General features: G+C 63.4%; 18 protein-coding genes. 5 read left to right on the top strand and 13 right to left on the bottom strand.

Annotated elements, in window-relative coordinates:
- Window positions 1–69 precede the first annotated feature (69 nt).
- Complete coding sequence (locus DKW65_RS06395; RefSeq protein WP_111657553.1) at window positions 70–687, bottom strand: MiaE family protein; 618 nt, start codon at window positions 685–687, stop codon at window positions 70–72.
- A 79-nt stretch (window positions 688–766) separates the two neighbouring features.
- On the opposite strand from DKW65_RS06395, the gene DKW65_RS06390 reads away from it, so the two are divergent.
- On the top strand, window positions 767–1,666 hold the full coding sequence (locus DKW65_RS06390) for a lysophospholipid acyltransferase family protein (RefSeq protein ID WP_111656467.1): 900 nt from the start codon (window positions 767–769) through the stop codon (window positions 1,664–1,666).
- Window positions 1,667–1,791: 125 nt separating this feature from the next.
- Window positions 1,792–4,398 carry a bifunctional aconitate hydratase 2/2-methylisocitrate dehydratase gene (acnB, locus tag DKW65_RS06385; RefSeq protein WP_111656466.1) on the top strand — a complete coding sequence of 869 codons (2,607 nt, stop codon included), beginning with the start codon at window positions 1,792–1,794 and terminating at the stop codon, window positions 4,396–4,398.
- 56 nt (window positions 4,399–4,454) lie between these two features.
- On the opposite strand, the gene DKW65_RS06380 is transcribed toward acnB, so the two are convergent.
- Window positions 4,455–4,805: an HVO_A0114 family putative DNA-binding protein gene (locus DKW65_RS06380; RefSeq protein ID WP_111656465.1), complete on the bottom strand. Its 351-nt coding sequence runs from the start codon at window positions 4,803–4,805 to the stop codon at window positions 4,455–4,457.
- 2 nt (window positions 4,806–4,807) lie between these two features.
- Window positions 4,808–5,149, bottom strand: a complete 342-nt coding sequence (locus DKW65_RS06375) for a toxin-antitoxin system TumE family protein (RefSeq protein ID WP_245932409.1) — start codon at window positions 5,147–5,149, stop codon at window positions 4,808–4,810.
- A 203-nt stretch (window positions 5,150–5,352) separates the two neighbouring features.
- On the opposite strand from DKW65_RS06375, the gene DKW65_RS06370 reads away from it, so the two are divergent.
- Entirely contained in the window at window positions 5,353–5,883 is a 531-nt protein-coding gene (locus DKW65_RS06370; protein WP_111656463.1) for an isochorismatase family protein, read from the top strand.
- Between the two features lie 19 nt (window positions 5,884–5,902).
- Here DKW65_RS06370 and DKW65_RS06365 read toward each other — a convergent pair whose 3' ends face one another.
- Together DKW65_RS06365 and DKW65_RS06360 are read right to left on the bottom strand one after the other, a co-directional pair.
- Window positions 5,903–7,378, bottom strand: a complete 1,476-nt coding sequence (locus DKW65_RS06365; protein WP_111656462.1) for a hypothetical protein — start codon at window positions 7,376–7,378, stop codon at window positions 5,903–5,905.
- Window positions 7,379–7,467: 89 nt separating this feature from the next.
- The gene (locus DKW65_RS06360) at window positions 7,468–8,670 is read right to left on the bottom strand and encodes an FAD-dependent oxidoreductase (protein ID WP_111656461.1); all 1,203 of its coding nucleotides are present in this window, start codon (window positions 8,668–8,670) and stop codon (window positions 7,468–7,470) included.
- A 166-nt stretch (window positions 8,671–8,836) separates the two neighbouring features.
- Here DKW65_RS06360 and DKW65_RS06355 point away from each other — a divergent pair, with 166 nt between their 5' ends.
- Together DKW65_RS06355 and DKW65_RS06350 are read left to right on the top strand one after the other, a co-directional pair.
- Window positions 8,837–9,769 (top strand): DMT family transporter, encoded by a 933-nt coding sequence (locus DKW65_RS06355; RefSeq protein ID WP_111656460.1) that lies wholly within the window; start codon window positions 8,837–8,839, stop codon window positions 9,767–9,769.
- Window positions 9,770–9,843: 74 nt separating this feature from the next.
- Window positions 9,844–10,437, top strand: a complete 594-nt coding sequence (locus DKW65_RS06350) for an outer membrane beta-barrel protein (protein WP_111656459.1) — start codon at window positions 9,844–9,846, stop codon at window positions 10,435–10,437.
- On the opposite strand, the gene murB is transcribed toward DKW65_RS06350, so the two are convergent.
- The 8 genes from murB to DKW65_RS06310 are packed head-to-tail and all read right to left on the bottom strand — an operon-like array spanning window position 10,420 to window position 18,926.
- Window positions 10,420–11,487: a UDP-N-acetylmuramate dehydrogenase gene (murB, locus tag DKW65_RS06345; RefSeq protein WP_111656458.1), complete on the bottom strand. Its 1,068-nt coding sequence runs from the start codon at window positions 11,485–11,487 to the stop codon at window positions 10,420–10,422. The genes DKW65_RS06350 and murB overlap by 18 nt on opposite strands.
- Window positions 11,487–11,957, bottom strand: coding sequence for a low molecular weight protein-tyrosine-phosphatase (locus DKW65_RS06340; protein ID WP_111656457.1), 471 nt, complete (start codon window positions 11,955–11,957; stop codon window positions 11,487–11,489). The genes murB and DKW65_RS06340 overlap by 1 nt, the downstream gene beginning before the upstream one ends.
- Entirely contained in the window at window positions 11,954–12,727 is a 774-nt protein-coding gene (kdsB, locus tag DKW65_RS06335) for a 3-deoxy-manno-octulosonate cytidylyltransferase (protein ID WP_111656456.1), read from the bottom strand. The genes DKW65_RS06340 and kdsB overlap by 4 nt, the downstream gene beginning before the upstream one ends.
- The gene (gene lpxK, locus DKW65_RS06330) at window positions 12,724–13,716 is read right to left on the bottom strand and encodes a tetraacyldisaccharide 4'-kinase (protein WP_111656455.1); all 993 of its coding nucleotides are present in this window, start codon (window positions 13,714–13,716) and stop codon (window positions 12,724–12,726) included. Before lpxK ends, kdsB begins: the two co-directional genes overlap by 4 nt.
- A gap of 5 nt (window positions 13,717–13,721) precedes the next feature.
- Window positions 13,722–15,494, bottom strand: a complete 1,773-nt coding sequence (gene msbA / locus DKW65_RS06325) for a lipid A export permease/ATP-binding protein MsbA (protein WP_111656454.1) — start codon at window positions 15,492–15,494, stop codon at window positions 13,722–13,724.
- Complete coding sequence (locus DKW65_RS06320) at window positions 15,491–15,916, bottom strand: ExbD/TolR family protein (protein WP_111656453.1); 426 nt, start codon at window positions 15,914–15,916, stop codon at window positions 15,491–15,493. The genes msbA and DKW65_RS06320 overlap by 4 nt, the downstream gene beginning before the upstream one ends.
- Window positions 15,913–16,599, bottom strand: a complete 687-nt coding sequence (locus DKW65_RS06315; protein ID WP_111657552.1) for a MotA/TolQ/ExbB proton channel family protein — start codon at window positions 16,597–16,599, stop codon at window positions 15,913–15,915. Before DKW65_RS06315 ends, DKW65_RS06320 begins: the two co-directional genes overlap by 4 nt.
- 44 nt (window positions 16,600–16,643) lie before the next feature.
- A complete protein-coding gene (locus tag DKW65_RS06310; protein ID WP_111656452.1) occupies window positions 16,644–18,926 on the bottom strand; it encodes a DNA internalization-related competence protein ComEC/Rec2 in 2,283 nt (760 codons plus the stop codon).
- Window positions 18,927–18,999: the final 73 nt, after the last annotated feature.

Raw genomic sequence — 18,999 nt, 5'->3', positions numbered from 1 at the left:
AGATCCACCCCTCCGGGGCGAGGGGCGGATCAGGCCGAATGTCCCGGCTGACGGGGCGTGAAGAGGTGCTCAGGCGGCACAGGCGCGTGAAGGAATGCCCGAGTGAAACCGGAATTCAGTGTCGGGAGAGGTAATCAGCTCCGCCTCACGGGCCACGAACGCCGCCACCCGCCCGCTGATGTCCTCAGCGGCGTACCGCTGCGCCAGACGCAGGTAATCCTCGAAATGTCGCGACTCACTCTTAAGAAGAAAGCGGTAGTACCGGCCCAGTTCCTCATCCACATGCGGCGCCAGGGCGGCAAAGCGCTCACAGGAGCGCGCCTCGATCACCGCACCGATGACCAGCATATCCACCAGACGGGCCGGCTCGTGGCTGCGAGCCACCTCACGCAACCCCTGGGCATAGCGGGCCGAGGACAGCGCCCTGTAGGTAATGCCGCGCTTGCGCATCATCCCCAGCACCTGCTGGAAGTGCAGCAACTCCTCCCGCGCCAGTTGGGTCAGCGGGTCCAGCAGCTCGGCCCGGTCCATATAGCGAAACATCATGTTCAGGGCCGTGGCGGCAGCCTTCTTCTCGCAATGGGCATGATCGATCAGCAGGATATCCGGGTGCTCCAGCGCCCACTGGACCCAGGCATCGGGTGTAGCACAGGGCAGGAATTCACGGATGGCGGAAATATCATGCATGTCGGGGGACCACAGCGGCATCAAGGCGCGGTAGTATAGCGACCCCCTGACGATGACGCACAATAACGGAAGCCGGGTCATGTCCGACGCCGACCGCATACAACGCCTGAAAGGCGCCCTGGCCACCGGTGGCCTGCGCCTGGCAAGCCTGCTCCCCTGGCGCCTGAACCGCCTGCTCGGCGGCCTGCTCGGCCACCTGGCGGCCAGCCTGCCCGGCCGCCACCGGCATATTACCAAGACCAACATCCGCCTCTGCTTCCCCACCCTGCCGGCCTCGGCGCAGCGCCGCCTGGTGCGCCAGTCACTGGTGGAAGATGCCCGCGCGGCGGTCGAGATCGGCTATGTCTGGCACCACCCGGACGCCATCCTCGCCCGCGTGCAGTCCGTGGAGGGCGACGGCCCATTGCGCGAGGCGCTGGCCAGCGGTCAGCCCTTGGTGCTGCTGGTGCCCCACCTGGGCTGCTGGGAAGTGGTGAATTACTGGATCGGCAACCACTTCTCCGTGCACGCCATGTTTGCCCCTTCGGAACTGCCGCAGCTGGATGATCTGGTCCTGCGCAGCCGCGAGCACTTCAACAGCACCATGTACCCGGCTACCGCACGCGGCGTCGCCCGGCTGGTACGCACCCTGCGCCAGGGCTCGGCCATGACCGGCATCCTGCCCGACCAGGTGGCTGACGAAGGCAGTGGCCGTTTTGTACCCTTCTTTGGCGTCCCCGCTTACACCGGCACCCTCAGCGTCAAACTGATCGCCCAGACCGGCGCCCGGGTATTCGTGTGCACCGCCCTGCGCCAACCCCATGGCTACCGGCTGATCTTCCGTGACCCCGACCCCGCCATCCACGATCCGGATCTGGACACCGCCCTGACCGCACTGAACCGCTCTGTGGAAGACATGGTGCGCGAGGCCCCGGCGCAGTATCTGTGGAGCTACAAGCGTTTTCGCCGCGCCACGACGGGCCACAAGAACCCGTACTAGGGCGCCCCCCTTCCGATCAGCCGCTAAAACCGCTATACTCCGCGCGCCGTACCAACCCCCAAATACACCCCAAGCGTTTGATTTCCAAAAGAAATCCAAACCACGACGAGATGAGGGATTGCGCTGTGCTTGAAGCCTATCGCAAACATGTGGAAGAGCGCGCCGCCGAAGGCGTACCGCCGAAGCCGCTCAACGAGCAGCAAGTTGCCGACCTGGTAGAGCTGCTGAAGAACCCGCCCAAGGGCGAAGAAGACTTCATTCTGGACCTGTTCACGAACCGCATTCCGCCGGGCGTTGACCAGGCCGCTTACGTCAAGGCCGCCTTCCTGGCCGCCCTGGCCAAAGGCGAAGCCAGCTCCCCGCTGATCGACCGCAAGCACGCCACCAAGCTGCTGGGCACCATGCAGGGCGGCTACAACGTCGAGCCGCTGATTCACCAGCTGGACGACGCCGAAACCGCAGAAATCGCCGCTGAAGCCCTCAAGCATACCCTGCTGGTCTTTGATGCCTTCCACGACGTGGAAGAAAAAGCCAAGGCCGGTAACGCACACGCCAAAGCCGTACTGGAAAGCTGGGCCAACGCCGAATGGTTCACCAGCAAACCGGCTCTGGCCGACAAGATCACCGTCACCGTCTTCAAGGTCACCGGCGAAACCAACACCGATGACCTGTCCCCGGCCCAGGACGCCTGGAGCCGCCCGGACATCCCGGTACACGCCAATGCCATGCTGAAGAACGAGCGTGACGGCATCACCCCGGAAAAACAGGGTGAAATCGGCCCGCTCAAGCAGATGGAAGCACTGAAAGCCAAAGGCCACCCGGTGGCCTACGTGGGCGACGTGGTGGGTACCGGCTCCAGCCGTAAATCGGCGACCAACTCCGTACTCTGGCACTTCGGTGACGACATTCCCTTCGTGCCCAACAAGCGCGCGGGCGGTGTCTGCATCGGCAGCAAGATCGCACCGATCTTCTTCAACACCATGGAAGACTCCGGCGCCCTGCCCTTCGAAGCCGACGTGTCCAACCTGAACATGGGCGATGCCATCGACATCTACCCGTACGAAGGCAAGATCACCAAAGCCGGCACCGACGAGGTGCTGAGCACCTTCGAACTGAAATCCCCGGTGATTCTGGACGAAGTGCGCGCTGGCGGCCGTATCAACCTGATCATCGGCCGCGGCCTCACCGGCAAGGCCCGTGAATCCCTCGGCCTGGGCGAAACCGACCTGTTCAAGAAGCCGCAACAGCCCGTCGACACCGGCAAGGGCTTCACCCTGGCCCAGAAAATGGTCGGCAAGGCCTGCGGCCTGCCGGGCGTGCGCCCGGGCATGTACTGCGAACCGAAGATGTCCACCGTCGGCTCCCAGGACACCACCGGCCCGATGACCCGCGACGAGCTGAAAGATCTGGCCTGCCTGGGCTTCCAGGCCGACCTGACCATGCAGTCCTTCTGCCATACCGCCGCTTACCCGAAGCCGGTCGACGTGGAAACCCACCACACCCTGCCCGACTTCATTATGAACCGTGGCGGCGTGTCCCTGCGCCCGGGCGACGGCATCATCCACAGCTGGCTGAACCGCATGTTGCTGCCGGACACCGTCGGCACCGGTGGTGACTCCCACACCCGCTTCCCGCTGGGCATCTCCTTCCCGGCCGGCTCCGGTCTGGTGGCCTTTGCCGCCGCCACCGGCGTCATGCCGCTGGACATGCCGGAATCCGTACTGGTGCGTTTCAAGGGCAAACGCCAGCCGGGCATCACCCTGCGTGACCTGGTGCATGCGATCCCCTACCAGGCGATCCAGGAAGGCCTGCTGACCGTCGAGAAAAAAGGCAAGAAGAACGTCTTCAACGGCCGCATTCTCGAAATCGAAGGCCTGGAAGACCTGACCGTGGAACAGGCGTTCGAACTGTCTGACGCCTCCGCCGAACGGTCCGCCGCCGGTTGCACCATCACCCTGTCCGAAGACAGCGTGACCGAGTACCTGAAGTCCAACATCACCCTGCTCAAGTGGATGATCGCCAACGGTTACGGCGACGCCCGCACCATCGAGCGCCGCATCAACAAGATGCAGGACTGGCTGGCCAACCCGAGCCTGATGCGCGCCGACAAGGACGCGGAATACGCTCAGGTGATCGAGATCGATATGGACCAGATCAAGGAACCGATCCTGTGCTGCCCGAACGACCCGGACGATGCCAAGACCCTGTCCGACGTGGCTGGCGACAAGATCGACGAGGTCTTCATCGGTTCTTGCATGACCAACATCGGCCACTTCCGCGCCGCCGGCAAACTGCTGGAGCAAATCCCCAGCGGCTCGCTGACCACGCGCCTGTGGATCGCCCCGCCGACCAAGATGGACCAGCACCAGCTGTCCGACGAGGGCTACTACAACATCTACGGCCGCGCCGGTGCGCGTACCGAGATGCCGGGCTGCTCGCTGTGCATGGGTAACCAGGCCCGCGTGGCACCGAACAGCACTGTGGTCTCGACCTCTACCCGTAACTTCCCGAACCGTCTGGGCCAGGGCGCCAATGTTTATCTGGCCTCTGCCGAACTGGCTTCGGTGGCTGCGGTACTGGGCAAGCTGCCGACCACGGCGGAATACATGGAATACGCCGCCACCATCGATTCCATGTCCGCTGAAATCTACCGTTACCTGAACTTCGATCAGATCGCCGAGTACCAGAAGGTGGCTGACGGGGTGAAGATTCCGGTGGCGCAGGCCAGCTGAGTTGGTATTGCACTGAAGTAGTCATAAAAAGCCCGGCGAAAGCCGGGCTTTTTATTTCAGGCCGCGATAATGCGGAATGTTGTCGCTTTGGCGACTGGCCGGACGTGATTGTTCTCTCGCTTCAAATCCACGATGCCATAGTTGGACATCGTCTTCAGGGTTCGGGAGAGGTTACCCGGCGTACGCCCCGTCGCCGCAGCCAGCGCAGAGATGGATTGCGGTTTCGTCTCTTTCATCACACGCAGCAAAGCACGGTTATCATCGCTGAGCACTTCTGCCAGCGACTTCATGGAGGTAAACCATATTCTCGGCTCACCGGCCTTCGGCTTGTAATCTCCACGCGCTATCGCCAGTGCACGCTGACGAATCTGCGCCTGGGGCATGATACCAATCACCAGAGTAGCCATCGTTACCTTACCTCCGATAACACGCGATCTACCTCGTCGAAGAAATCAGTCAGCAACTGCTGCGCATCCCTGAACGTGTAAGGCACACCCTTATCGGACGCATGCCGATGCTTGTGATCATAAGGCATGATGCGGCCAGCGTACTTGAATTTGCCGGGCATCTTCACCGCATGGGCATTGTCATACCCGAGAATGCGCTTGCCGTAGGGCTCATGGAGGGTCAGTGAATACCGGATTCCGTGCGGAATCTCTTGGCTGGCCTCCACCTGCCAGGCCTCGATCTTTATCCAGTAACCACCCATCTGATCAAATATCGACCCATGGAGCTCAAGCAGGGTATCCATACCCGTGTCACGTTCCTTATGCACTATATCACCTGATGATAAACCATCCAGACATAAAAGCGCCAGCATCCTTGTGCCACTCACGCTCCCGCGATCAGATCACGCCGCACCGAGAGGGTCAACCGCCCCCTACGTTCGTCGCAGCGCACAGGTCATCGCCGGGTGCTACAGTCAAAGGCATCGCCACCACACGAGCGCCAAACATGCTTGCCAACGCCGACACCAGCACGTTGATACTGATCGACTACCAGGAACGTCTGATGCCCGCCATCGACAACGCCTCACAGGTGCTTGCCCGCGCTGAGCGGCTGGGTAAGGCGGCGCAATTGCTGGACGTGCCGGTGATCGGTACCGAACAGCGGCCGGAGAAGATCGGGCATAACGTGGCGGAGATCGCTCGCCTGTGTGATCAGACGCTGACCAAGACCACGTTTGGCACAGCGGCCCGGGATATTGAGGGCGTGCTGGTTCAGGGGCGGCATGAGCTGGTGCTGGCCGGATGCGAAACCCATGTGTGTCTGTTGCAGACCGCCATGAATCTGCTGGAGGCGGGTTATCGGGTGCGGGTGGTGGCGGATGCCTGTGGGTCGCGGTTTGCGGAGGATCGGGAGGTGGCGCTGGCGCGGTTGCGTGAGGCCGGGGCGGATGTGGTGACGTCGGAGATGGTGTTGTTTGAGTGGATGCGGGACAGCCTGCATCCGCAATTCAAGGCAGTACAGGCACTACTAAAGTAGCACCTGTACTGCTTGATAGTCATCGCTCATCGGGCGGAAATATTTCTTCAGGGATGTTATTGACAGGGAGAGCAGTCTCTGCACTGGAAGCTGCATCTGTTCCCACCTGATTCAGCGGCGCCTCAAACGATGAGGTGTCATCTTGTACCGGATCAATGGATTCACTTTCTAGGTCGACCACAAGCGTATCTTCGCCGCCTGATTGACGCGGCTTCAACTTTGGAGGCGGAGGCACATACGCACGAAGGTGCTGGCCAACATCCTTGTAAAAACGGGGCACTGCATCCTCAAGCTGTTCGATGAATGTCTTGGCACCGCTGAACTTACCCGCCATGTCATGAATAAGCATCACCTCAAAGCCGACAGGAGAAAGGGTCTTGTTGTCAGCTTCAATGAGCGATGGGTCATCTCGAAGATTCTTTAGCAGAGCCTGCGTAGCCGGAGCTCTGCCAGGCCAGTTAGCACGAACATAAACGTTCTCGACATTCGAGTTAGAAAGCTGTCTTATGAGCCAGTTCACACGTGCAGATGTCTTCTTCTTGTCCTTGGGGGCAGCTACTGCCATATACACACATACACTTCGGCGCAACAGATCTGCAACCACCTCCAAGGGCGCCGCAGCATCCGGCACGTCCAGGCGCGCATAGAGCTTGTTGCTCTTGACCAGAGCCTCACAATCCTCCTTCATTCTGAGGTCGGGATTTTCTTTGTGAGCACGCGAAAGATATGCATGGACACTTGTGTTGAGCTTGCGACTCATCAGAAGACATATATCACGAACTTCCTGGTGCCAGGAGGAAACAGACGCCTCTACAGAAGGATCTGTCTTGGGTATGACGGCACCAGCCTGAACCTTTGCCACGAGATCCTTCCAGTCCGAGTTCATCCGGTCGAACCTCGAAACACCGATGCTCGCATGACCGAAGTACCTCACCATTTCGCCAAGAATGAATCGCTGAGCTGAATTCTCGAAAACTGATTCAGTCATAAGCAGCTTTGCCTGCGTCCATGCGTACACCCAGGACCAATGATAGAGGGCAACACCCCCTTTTTGAGCAGCCTTTGATATCTTGACGGGAGAATGAGAGGGAATGGTCGCGAATTGGTTAGACAAGGTAATCACTGCATCAATGCCGTTCGCTTTAGCCAGCGCCAGGTAACGCTCAATCTGTTCCGGCTCAAGATCGGTCTTCCCGATCTTCGCCTCAACAAGGGCCGTCCATGTTTTCCCGCCCCCCGTATCCAGCACCAAGAGACCATCCGGTCTGGATTTCACATCCAGGCCCTTGTTGAAAACCACCTCGGCGTAGCCTACCAAATTTGCGCGCTTGCCTACACGCAACCCCAAAGACCCGAGCATACTTTCGCAATAGGGTTTAACAGAAGATAGCGTTGCCATAAGAATTGAAGCCGCCCTGGATTCTTTGCTGCTATCGCTGACAACAGGCAACAGACGAGCGACTTCTCCAGACTTGAGCATACTGGGGAGAGTCATAGCATATTCCCTCTTAGTTATTCTCCTTAGAAACAAGACCCTAGCAGGTTATTCGTTATTTTTCATAATTCGAAGCGAAAAACTCCCGCTCAAAACAACCCTGTTTTCAGCCCAGCCACCGTTAAAGCCATCTGTTTACGCAGCCAGGAAATGCTGTACATCAAAGGAAAGGCCATATCTCTCGCCGCCGCCAGGCTGCGGCTGTGGGACTGGAATACCGGGGTCAGGGCGCGGCTCATGCGTTGGTAGAAGCGGATCGGGCCGCTGCGCAGGCGGTGGTAAGTGGTCCAGGCGTCGGGCCAGTCGCGGGCGTCGCTCAGGGCCTGTGCCAGGGCCAGGGCGTCGGCCAGGGCCATGTTGGCGCCCTGGCCCAGTTGCGGGCTCATGGCGTGGGCGGCGTCGCCGATCACGCCGATGCGGCCCTGGGCCCAGCGGCGCATGATCACGTCGCGGTAGGTGGCGGGAATCAACTGGCGGCTGTTGCACAGGGGCGCCAGTAGCGGCGCCAGATCGGGCCAGGCGGTCTCGGCGCGCTGGCGCCAGGCGCTCAGGTCCACATCGCCGTGGCGCCAGGCGGGCATCTCGGCCACGGGCAGACTCCAGAAGACACTCACCAGCGGTACATCCGGCTGCGCCGGGGTCACACCGGTGGGCAGGATGCCGGCCATGGTGTGGCAGCCGTCGTAGCGTTGCAGCAGTGCAGGCTCGGTCAGGGTGTCCGGGCGGGGCTGCATGGTCCACAGGGCGCCCCAGGGGTATTGGCGGTCGTAACGCACCAGGGCGGGTGGGCGCAGTAGGCTGTTGCTGCCATTGGCCACCAGCACGGCATCCGCTTCCAGTGTGTCGGTGGCGCCGTCGCAGGTCAGGGTCAGTTGCACGCCTGTGCCCTGCTCCGCCAGCGTGTCCACGCGGGTGTTCATCAGGCGTTTGTGCGGCAGGGGCGCCAGGGCCTGATCGAGGATATGGCACAGGCTGGCACGATGAATGCCCACGCCGTGGGTCGCCTCGGGTCGTCGCAGGTCCGCGTAGCGGGTGTGCATGATGGTGCGGCCACTCACGGTATCGCCGATCAGAGCGTCCACGCGGGCGCCGTAATGCAGCGCCTTGTCACGCAGGCCAAGCAGATCGAGCACAGCCAGGCCGGAGGGCTGCAGCAGGATACCTGCGCCCACGGGGGCCAGTGCCGGGGCCTGTTCGATCAGGGTGATGTGGTGCCCTTGCCGGGCCAGGAAAATAGCGGCCGCCAGGCCAGCGGTGCCCGCGCCGATCACCGCGATATGTTGCCGTTGCATGCTACCCCGTCCCCCAGATTGCCTTGTCGCTCATCCGTGAATCGCTGATCACTTTAGCCACTGGTGTAACGCGATGCCAGTACGGGCGTGCGAGGCCGGTGCTATACTGGCGCTTTGCGCTGCCTGCCTTTTTTGCCGCGCCCACCTTTTGCCCGCGAGCTGATTCATGTCGAACACCACCAAGGCCGACCTGTTGATGGTCCTGGTCACGTTGCTGGCCGCCGTCAGCTGGATATTTTCCAAGGAAGCGGTGATGCAGATGCCGCCCTTGTTGTTTATGGGCATCCGCTTTCTGATGGCGGGCGGCCTGCTGGCGCTCGTGGGCTGGCGACTGATGCGCACGCTGACGGCGGATCAGTGCAAGCGCGCCGTGATGGTTGGGCTGGTGTTCGGTATCGCCATGAGTTTCTGGGTCACGGGCCTGCATCGCGGCACGCATGTGGGCGAAGGCGCGTTCCTCACCAGTCTGGCGGTGGTGCTGGTACCGGTGATCGGCAAGCTGGTATTCCGCGAAACGCCACCGGCAAGCACCTGGCTGGCGCTGCCCGTGGCTGTGGCGGGGCTGGCCTTGCTGTCGCTGGAGCACGGCTTCCGGCCCGAGGCGGGGCAGTTCTATTTCGTGCTGGCGGCGGCGATCTTTGCGCTGTATTTCAGCATGAATACCCAGGCGGCCAATACCCAGACGCTGACCACCCGCGATGGCGCGGTGCAGCAGCGGGAAAAAGTGCCGGTGATCGCGTTGACCGCCATGGTGCTGTTGACCGTGGGGGTCTTTACCAGTGTGCTGTCATGGTTGCTGGAACCCTGGGCGCCGACCTTCCAGTCCTTCAGTCTGGAGCTGGCGGGCTGGGTGGTGGCCAGTGCGGTGATCGGCACGGCAGCGCGCTTCTTTGTGCAGACCTGGGCGCAGAGTCTGTCGAATCACAGCCATGGCGTGGTGATTCTGGTGATCGAGCCGGTCTGGGTAGCGCTGTTTGCGGCAGGCTGGTTCGGGGAAACCATGAGCCTGCAGCAACTCGGCGGCTGTGCGCTGATCTTCACGGCGCTGCTGGTCAACCGTTGGGGCGCGGTGCGTAAATTGCTCAAGACCTGGCTCTGAAACATTCTTCTCACAGAGTGTTTACTGACGCTCCGCTATCCTTGGGGTATCTGCATAGCGAGGAGTCTGCTGCCATGTCGAGCCGTCTGTCCCTTCATCTGAACGTCAACACGGCGCTGAAACTCGCCCCTGCCCTGCTGCTGAGCGCCCTGCTGAGCACGCCCGTGCAGGCGGTCGGTCCCTATATGGGTGTCAATGCGGCGGCGCTGCGCTACGAGTTGCCCGGCGACAACAAGGACCTGCGTCCCTACGTCATGCATGTGCGCACGGGCGTGGAGTTCAACGAGTACCTGGGCCTGGAGGGCCGTCTGGGTGCCGGTATCTCGTCCGACCGGCGCATGCGCGATGGCCTGCGTGAGAAAGTGGAAACCGAATGGCTGGCCGGGGCCTTCGTCAAACTGTCCATGCCGGTCAATCAGGGCATGGGCCGCCCCTACCTGCTGGGGGGCTACACCCATGCCCAGCAGCGCATCACGCGCGACCAGCCGCTGTTGATTGGCAGCGTGCGTGAGCGCCGTCGTGAAGACCTGCATGGCACCTCCTTCGGCGGGGGTGCGGATATCCTGCTGAGCGATGCGTTGGCGCTGAATATGGAGTATGTACGCTACACGGACGGTGGCCGGGGCCGTATCCACTCGCTGTCGCTGGGTTTACGCACCGCGTTCTGAGTGAGCGGGCAGGATCACGGGTTCCTGTTCCAGGGTGACCCCGAAACGGGCCTGCACGCTGTCGCGCACCTGGGCGGCAAAGGCGAGCACGTCAGCTCCGGTGACGGTGCCGTCGGCGGCGCCGTGATTCACCAGCACCAGCGCCTGCTGCGCGTGCATGCCCAGATCGCCCACGCGGCGACCCTTCCAGCCCGCCTGCTCGATCAACCAGCCCGCGGCCAGCTTCATCTGCCCGTCTGCCTGTGGAAATGCCACCAGGTCGGGGAAGCGTGCCAGCAAGTCCGCGTGCTGCGCCGTGCTGACACAGGGGTTCTTGAAGAAGCTGCCCGCATTGGGCAGCGTGGCCGGGTCTGGCAGCTTGGCGCGGCGAATCTGGCATATCAGGTCGCGCACACCGGCAGGGGTCTGCAGCGTCTCGGGTAAAGCGGAAAACTGTGCCGCCAGATCGGCGTAGCCCAGTTGCAGGCGCGGGGTGCGATTCAGGCGCAAACGCAGACGGGTAATCAGCCACTGGCCGCGCTCGGCGGACTTGAAGCGGCTGTCGCGGTAGGCGAAGCCGCATTCATCACGGGTAAAGGTGCGGGCGCTGCCGTCCTCCAGCGACAGGGCCTCGACAGCCTCCAGCACGTCGCTGAGTTCCACGCCGTAGGCGCCGATATTCTGGAACGGGGCGGCACCGCAGGCACCGGGAATCAACGACAGGTTTTCCAACCCTTGCCAGCCCTGCCCCAGACTCCAGGCCACCACGTCATCCCAGTGCTCACCGGCGCCGACCTCCACCAACACCTGATCGTCCTGCTCGGTCAGTCGTTGCCGGCCGCGCAACTGCGGGCAGATCACCAGGCCGGGGATATCCGCCGCCAGCACCAGATTGCTGCCTTCGCCGATCACCGTGCGTGGCTGGCCGCGCCAGCGCGGATCGCGCAGCAGTGCCGCCAGAGCGGCGCTGTCCTGCGGCAGGGCCAGCCACTCGGCCCGGGCAGACAAACGCAGGGTATTGCGCGACCGCAGGTCGGCGTTGTGATGCAGGGGGACGGCGTTGTCCGTCATCAGCCCAGGCGCGCGCGCAGCGCGTCCAGCAGAGCGTCACTGGTGGTTTCCACCAGGTCCAGCACCTCGTCGAAACCGGCTTCGCCACCATAGTAGGGGTCTGGCACTTCCCGCACTGGCGGTTGCGGATGGAAATCCATGAACAGGCCCAGATGGCCGCTGGCATCGCCGAGGGCGCGCAGGTCGTTGAGGTTGGCGTTATCCATGGCCAGCACATAATCGAACGCGCTCAGATCTGCCGCCGTCACCTGACGGGCGCGCAGCGGCGCCAGGTCATAGCCACGGCGGGCGGCGGCGCGCTGCATGCGCGTATCTGGCGCCTTGCCGATATGCCAGTCGCCAGTACCGGCGCTGTCGATGCGGATACGGTCTTCCAGGCCAGCGGCCTGAACACGCCCGCGAAACACCGCTTCTGCCGTCGGTGAACGGCAGATATTACCCAGACAGACAAACAGTACCGATACGCTCATGACACCTCGCCAGCATTGATCAGGGTACGCATGCGTTGCAGGTCGGCATCGGTGTCCACACCACCGGGCACCGGCGCGCAGGCGGGCTCCACGTGAATCGGCACACCGTGATACATGGCGCGAAGCTGTTCCAGCGCTTCGGCCTGCTCCAGCGGGGCGGGGGCCCAGCCGACATACCGGTTCAGCAGGTTGACCCGGTACCCGTAGATACCGATATGCCGCCACCAGTGTCCCTCGGGCAGCGGCAAATGCGTGTCAGTGTCGGCGAAACCGTCGCGATGCCAGGGCAGCGGCGCACGGCTGAAGTACAGTGCCCGACCGTTACTGTCGAACACCACCTTGACGTGATTCGGGTTGAACAGGCTGCCCCGGTCGCCAATCGGCTCGCACAGGGTGGCAATGCCGAACCCCTCGTGCGCCGCCAGGTTGGCGGCGACCTGATCGATCACCGCCGGCGGAATCAGGGGCTCGTCGCCCTGCACGTTCACGATGATGTCACTGTCAACCAGGCCGAGTTGAGCGGCGACTTCCTGCAAACGATCCGTGCCGGAAGGATGGTCAGTGCGGGTCATCAGCACCTGGCCACCGTGGTCGCGCACGGCGTCCGCCACGCGTGCATCATCAGTGGCCACCCAGACGGCCTGCGCGGCGCTTTGCTGGCAACGTTCCAGCACATGGACCACCATCGGCTTGCCGCCGATGTCTGCCAGGGGTTTGCCCGGCAGTCGGCTGGCGCCGAAGCGGGCAGGAATCACAACGGTAAAACTCATATCTCAGTATCCTGCACCAGTTGGGCCAGTACCCGGTCGATGAACCCGGGCGGCAGTGTCGCTGTCACCGGCAGCACCCAGCAACGGGGCGACACGAAATCCCGGCACTTGACCAGATCCTTTTCGGTCATGATCACCGGGGCGTCGCCGGGCAAGGCCAGGTCATCCGCCACAAAGGCATGATGATCCGGAAACGGATGCGGCTGCACAACAAAGCCGCTGCCGCGCAGCATGCCGAAAAAGCGCTCGGGATCGCCGATGCCTGCCAGGGCATGCACCTGCGGGTAACGGGCGACGAACGCCGCCAGCGGCACCCGCTCCTGCGAGGCGGCATTTTCCAGCCAGGGGGCGTCCAGTTGCATGGGCACGCCCCCCGCATGGCGGAACGGCCCGTCGCCGTTGATCACCACCCAGTCCACCCTGTCCAGGCGACTTGCGGGCTCCCGCAGCGGCCCGGCCGGCAGGCAGCGACCGTTGCCGAGCCCGCGCCGGGCATCCACCACAGCGATTTCCGCCGTGCGGGCCAGCGCATAGTGCTGCAGCCCGTCATCGCTGATGACCAGGTCAGGCTGCAAGTCCAGGGCGGCGGTCAGCGCACGCACGCGCTGCGGGTCGATGATCACCGGCACATCGGTGGCATGGCTGATCAGCAGGGGTTCGTCTCCGGCCTCGGCGGCGGACTGCTGCGGCGTCACCGTCCACGGCAGGGACGGCGGTCTGGCGCCGTAGCCACGGGAAATCACCACGACCTTGATGCCCCGCGCAGCAGCGGCCCGACACAAGGCAATCACCAGCGGTGTCTTGCCGGTACCGCCCACGGTGATGTTGCCCACCACCAGCACCGGCACCGGCGCCGCATCAGGACCCTTGCGCAAGCGGCCCAGGCGGCGTCTGGCCACCCGGGCAGTCAGCGCCCCCAGCGGGCGCAGCGGCGTCAGCCAGGCACTGTCGCGATACCAGGCTCGGGAAACGCGCTCCGCCAGCGACACGGTGTTCAGAGCTCCTCGAAGTTCATCTGGTGCATCTGCGCGTAGACACCGCCCTTGGCCAGCAATTCGGCGTGGCTGCCACTTTCGATCATGTTGCCGTGATCCAGCACGATAATGCGGTCAGCCCCCTCGATGGTGGAAAGCCGGTGCGCAATCACCAGCGTGGTGCGGCCTTTCATGACCCGCTCCAGTGCCTGCTGGATGTAATGCTCGGATTCGTTGTCCAGCGCCGAGGTGGCTTCATCCAGAATCAGGATCGGCGCATCCTTGAGTAACGCACGGGCAATCGCCAGGCGTTGCCGTTGACCACCGGACAGCTGGGTGCCGTCCTGCCCGACTTCGGTATCCAGGCCGTTGGAAAGGCGGCTGATGAAGTCCCAGGCATAGGCGTCTTTGGCGGCCTGGATGATCTGTTCTTCCGTGGCGTTGCGCAGCTCGCCATAGGCAATGTTGTTGCGCACCGTGTCGTTGAACAGCACGACTTTCTGCGTGACCATCGCGATCTGCCGACGCAGGTCGGTCAGCTTGTAGTCCGTCACGGGCACGCCGTCCAGCAGAATGGTGCCCTCAAGCGGATCGTAGAAGCGCGGCACCAGCGCCGCGATGGTGCTCTTGCCGGCCCCCGAGCGCCCGACCAGCGCGATGGTCTGGCCCGCCTCGGCGGAAAAGGACAGATTGCGCACCACCGGCGAATCCGCCGAGTAGCCGAAGGTCACGTTACGGAATTCGATATTGCCACGTGAACGTGCCAGCGGCCGTTGACCCGGGTCGGGTTCCGCCGGGCGATCCATCAACTCGAAGATGGAGGCGGCACCCGTCACGCCGCGCTGGATCTTGGCATTCACATCGGTCAGCTTTTTCATCGGCTTCTGGATCAGGCCAACCGCGCCAATAAAGGCCAGAAACTCACCGATGCTGATGTTCGCCCCCATCAGCTGGATGTACAGGTAGGTGATGACACCAACACCCGCAGAAATGACCAGCTGCACGGAGATCGTGCTGACCGCTTTGCTGGCTTCCATCTTGACGTTCTGCTGGCGGAAGCGGCGGCTGACTTTTTCGAAGCGCGCTTCTTCCTGCTCCTGGCCGGAGAAGATCTTCACCGGCTGATTGCCCTCGATGGCCTCGCCCAGGTACTGGGTAATATTGCCCATACTGCCCTGCATGTTACGACTGATCATGCGGAAGCGACGGCTCATGTAATTGACCACAATGCCGATCACCGGGCCCACAGTGAACAGGATCAGCGTCAGCTGCCAGTTGTTGTACAACAGATAGATCAACAGGCCGATCACGGTGAAGCCCTCGCGGAATATCACCGTCACGGCATCGGCCCCGGCGGCCGTCACCTGCTGGGCGTCATAGATAACCTTGGACATGATGCGCCCGGAGGCATTCTGCTGGTATTCCCGGGTGGGCAAACGCAGTACATGCTGGAAGGTTTCATTGCGCATGTCATAAACAATGCGCTGACTGACCCAGGCAATACAGTAGTTGCCCAGAAAATGGCCGAACCCCTGGATGGAAGCAATCGTGATCGGCGCCACACAGATCACCATCACCATGGTCGGCGTCGGGTTCTCGATGGTCTCGGCGAGAATGCGCAGCATTTCGGCGATGGCCGGCTGCATGGAGGCGTAAATGATGTAGCCAAAAATACTGCCCGACAACACCACCCAGTGGCGACGTGTATAGGTCAGCAATCGTTTGTAGATGACCCAGTTGCTGTCCGGGTGGATAGCGTCCCCGGTCTGGCCGCTCTGGCCCGTATTGCTCATGGTGACTCCCCGGCTGGCTCGCGGGTGGTAATGCTGACATTGACGAAGCCAAGCTGGCCCGCCACATCCATCACCCGGACCACCGATTGATGACTGGTATTGGCATCGGCCGTGATCATGACTGGCGTCCGCGCCGTGTCCACAGACAGCCGCATCAGCACGGAACGCAGCGTATCCGCATCGTTACGCACCAACTGCTCGCCGTTGACAAGATAGTCCCCGCCCGGACCGATCACCACCTCGACCCGCTCGGGCATTTCCGCTTGCGGCATGCCCGAGGCCTCCGGCAAGGTCACTGCCAGCCGGGTTTCTCGGGTGAAGGTGGTCGATACCATAAAAAAGATCAGCAGCAGGAACACCACATCAATCAGTGGCGTCAGGTTCACGGCCACTTCGTCCTGACGCTGGCGACGGAACTTCACGATGCCGCTCCACCTGCGGGTTTGCGACGCGGTACTGCCTTTTTCGGCGCGGCGGCCGGGGCAGCCGGGGCAGGCAGTTCGCCCTCACCGTGAATCCAGTCCAGCAGGGTCACCGCAGTCTGCTCCATGCCAATGGTGATTTCGTCCACCCGGCGCACGAAGAAGCGATGAAAGAAGATGGCCGGGATCGCCACACTCAGACCGGCGGCAGTGGTGATAAGTGCCTGAGAAATCCCCCCCGCCAGTCGCGCCGTATCGCCGGTGCCATGGAGCATGATGGCCGAGAAGACGTCGATCATGCCGATCACCGTGCCCAGCAGGCCAAGCAGCGGCGTGATCGCCGCGATGGTGCCCAGCGTATTGAGAAAGCGTTCCATGTCATGGATTTCCTGACTGGCCGCTTCCTCGATGCGCTCCTTCATGATGTCGCGCCCGGCTTCGGCGTTATTCAACCCCACCGCCAGAATACGGCCCAGCGGAGAATTTTCACGCAGCGCCTTCAGGTAACCGGGGTCCACGGCCCCCTTGCCCCAGCTGGTGCGCACCTGCGCCAGCAGCGTCGGCGGTGCCAGGCGCGCCGGGCGCAAGGTCCAGAATCGCTCCACCACAATCGCCAGTGCGACCGCAGAACACACCAGGATCGGGAGCATCATCCAGCCCCCGGCCAATATGATTTCCTGCACGGCATTCCCCTTGAAAACTGAACAGAAGCGCAACGGCCACGAGATTACCATTGCGCCGTATCCGGCCGCCACGCCACAGGCAGGCGTTGGCGCAGCAGCAATGGCGCCGGATTATGGGAGCCACGCAGGGGAAAGACAATCATGCCGGTCTCAGAACTGACCCACAGCGGGATGCCGTAACGCGCATAACGCGCCCTGACCGCCGCTGCGGGGTGCCCGAAACGATTGTCATGCCCCGCACTGGCCAGCGCCGCCCGTGGCGCCACGCCGCGCAGCAGAGCGTGGCTGGAGCTGGTCGCACTGCCATGGTGTGGCACCAGCAGCAGGTCCGCACGCAGATCGTGGTTGTCCAGCAGCCAGTATTCCACCGGTTTGTAGATATCGCCGGTAAGCAAGGCACTGCCATAGCGGCCGCGAATATGCAGCACGCAGCTGGCATTGTTCGGATGCCTCAGGGGGATCTCCGGCGACGGCCACAGCACCTCGATGTCCACGCCGTCCTGACGCCAGTGCTGGCCACGCCAGCACGGCACCGTGCCCGGCAGTCGATGCGACTCACCGCTGTACAACGGCACCCCGGCCAATCGGGGCATCAGACTGCCCAGCCCCCCCGCATGGTCCAGGTCGCCATGACTGATGAAGACCTGGCGTAGCGGTAACCGCTGACGAGCCAGCCAGGGCTCGATCACCGTGCGCCCGGCATCGCCGCCCGGCCAGGCCGGGCCGAGGTCGTACAACAGCAGCCCCCGGCGCGTACGCACCGCCACGGCCTGCCCCTGCCCCACGTCCATCACCACAACATCAAAGCCGCCCTCCGGGGGCGCATGGCTGGCAGGCCACAGCCACGGCAGACACAGCGGCAACAACCACCAGCGCGGCCAGGGCGCGCGCGGCGCCAGCAGCACCACCGCAGCGGCCAGCAGCAGTAACACCGGCAACAGACCGCCCGGCAGCGGCAACGACGGGTTGAGCCGGTCCAGCCACTGCAGCCCCAGCCAGCTTCGCTCCAGCAGCCAGGCGGCGGGCGTCAGCAGGCCCTGCGCGCCGGGCACCAGGGCACCGGCCAGCAGCAGCGGAATGATCACCAGGGAAAACAGGGGCACCAGCAGCAGATTGGCCCAGGGCGACGCCAGGCCCCAGACACCGAACAACCAACCGGCAAAGGCGCCCAGCCCCAGGGACAACAGCAGCTGGGCCCGCACCAGCAGCAGCCAGCGCCCCATACGCCGGGCACCCGGCAGGCCGTAGATCAACAGGGCCACGGCACCAAAGGAGAGCCAGAAGCCGTTATCCAGCACCGTCAGCGGCGCCCCCAGCAACAAGACCAGTAACGCCAGCCGCAGCGCCTGCCCGGCGCCGGGTTGCTGCCGCGCCGTCATGGCCAGCAACAGCACCAGGCTCATCAGCAGCGCCCGTTGCGCAGGCAGCCCCAGGCCTGCCAGCAGCGCGTAGGCCAGCGCCGCCAGCATCGCGGGCCATACCGCCCAGCGCGCCGGGCTGGCCCCCGTGGCCGCCGACCCGGACCTCAGCAACAGCGGGGTCAGCAGCCAGCGCGACAGACGCCATACCAGCCAGGCCACCAGGGTGATATGCAGCCCGGAAATCGCCATCAGATGAGCCGTGCCCGTGCGCTGCAACAGCCCCCAGTCATCCGCCGTCATGGCGCGCCGGTCTGCCGTCACCAGTGCTGGCAACAGCCGCTGCGCCTGAGGCCAGTTCTGCAACCGCTCGGCCAGACGCGCGCTCAGACGGGCTCGCCGGGCCGCCAGCGACTGTGGTCGATACACCCGGGCATGTACCGCCTGCACACTGCCGCGCGCACCGATGCCCCGGGCCAGGTCCAGCCGCGCCCGATCCAGGCTGCCCTGATTCACTTGCCCCCGTGGTGGCCGCAGGCGCACGGTCAGCCACAGGCGATCGCCCGCCATGAGCGCACCGGGGGCATGCCACGTCAGTAACAGGTCGCCGGGATCAGGCCAGTGCTCGACCTGCTCATCCAGCAGCCGCACCTCGCTGAGACGAAACCGGACACGCCCCTGCCCGGCATAGCCGTATCCGTCATGTTCGGGCAGATCCGCCACCACACCACTGACCTGCAGAGGCATCCCGGCGAGCGCTGGTGGCAGCCAGCCCGACAGGCCACTGTCGACGGCCGCGGCGCCCCACCCGAGTCCGGCCAGCAGGCCGCACAGCAGGCTCAACCGGGGCCGGGCAAAGCGCCCGGCACAGCATGCCAGCCCAAGCAGGAACAGGCTCGGCCCAGCGCCCCATCCCGGGCCCCAGCCCGTAAACAGCGCGAAAAACGCGGCCAGTACAAAGGCATTCATCCGGCTGCATCCATGCAATCGGTTAACAGGAGAGCCCAGTGTAACGGGTGATCGCGGAGATGACTGTCAGTCA

The sequence above is a fragment of the Isoalcanivorax indicus genome (assembly GCF_003259185.1).
GTDB lineage: Bacteria > Pseudomonadota > Gammaproteobacteria > Pseudomonadales > Alcanivoracaceae > Isoalcanivorax > Isoalcanivorax indicus.
The sequence above is the reverse complement of the archived record's forward strand: the minus strand, read 5'-3'. Positions and strand labels throughout refer to the sequence as shown.